This is a genomic window from Pseudomonas sp. GW821-FHT03C07 (genome assembly GCF_059420925.1).
Genome location: NZ_JBWKUQ010000046.1, coordinates 1 through 1,022, shown reverse-complemented (window position 1 = coordinate 1,022; position 1,022 = coordinate 1). Strand labels below are relative to the sequence as shown.

The window sequence follows — 1,022 nt, the reverse complement described above, 5'->3', positions numbered from 1 at the left end:
CTCATGCCCTGCAGGTTGACCAGGCCATCGCTGTAGATTGCCGCGATGCCGACCACGCCGCCGGCGATGATGGCGCGATGCGGGGTCTGGAAGCGTGACAGCTTGGCCAGGTAGGCGGGCAGGTAACCGGCCCGGGCCAGGGCGAAGAACTGCCGCGAGTAGCCAAGGATGATGCCGTGGAAGCTCGCCACCAGGCCGAACAGGCCGATCCACACCAGCATGTGCATCCAGCTGGAGTTATTGCCAACCACCGCTTTCATCGCCTGGGGCAACGGGTCGTTGATGTTCGACAGCTGGCGCCAGTCGCCGACCCCGCCGGCCATCACCATCACGCCGAGAGCGAGGAACACCAGGGTCAGGATGCCACCGACATAGGCCTTGGGAATGGTGCGCTTGGGGTCCTTGGCTTCTTCGGCGGCCATGGCCGCGCCTTCGATGGCGAGAAAGAACCAGATCGCAAAGGGGATCGCGGCGAAGATGCCGGGGATCGAGTCGATGCTGAAGCTGGTCGAGCCAGACCAGCCGTTGAGCACGAAATTGCTGAAGCTGAAGCCTGGCGCGACGACGCCCATGAACACCAGCAATTCGGCGACCGCGAGCACTGTCACCACCAGTTCGAAGGTGGCGGCGATGCTGACGCCGAGGATATTCAGGCCCATGAACACCACGTAGGCGCCGACGGCGGCGAGGCGTGGGTCGAGGTCCGGGTACTGGACATTGAGGTAGGCACCGATGGCCATGGCGATGGCTGGCGGGGCGAAGACGAATTCGATCAGGGTGGCGATCCCGGCGATCAGCCCGCCACGTTCACCGAAGGCCCGGCGGCTGTAGGCAAAAGGCCCGCCGGCATGGGGAATGGCGGTGGTCAGCTCGGTGAAGCTGAAGATGAAGCAGGTGTACATGGTCGCCACCAGCAGGGTGGTGACGAGAAAGCCCATGGTGCCGGCGGTGCCCCAGCCATAGCTCCAGCCGAAGTATTCACCGGAGATCACCAGGCCCACGGCAATGCCCCAGAGGTGCAG

1 protein-coding gene is annotated in these 1,022 nt (G+C 64.4%); it reads right to left on the bottom strand.

Annotated features, from left to right (window positions below; genetic code table 11):
- Positions 1 to 1,022 (bottom strand): ethanolamine permease (gene eat, locus AC07VG_RS33410; protein ID WP_495022565.1); only part of this gene is annotated, 1,022 nt, incomplete at both ends.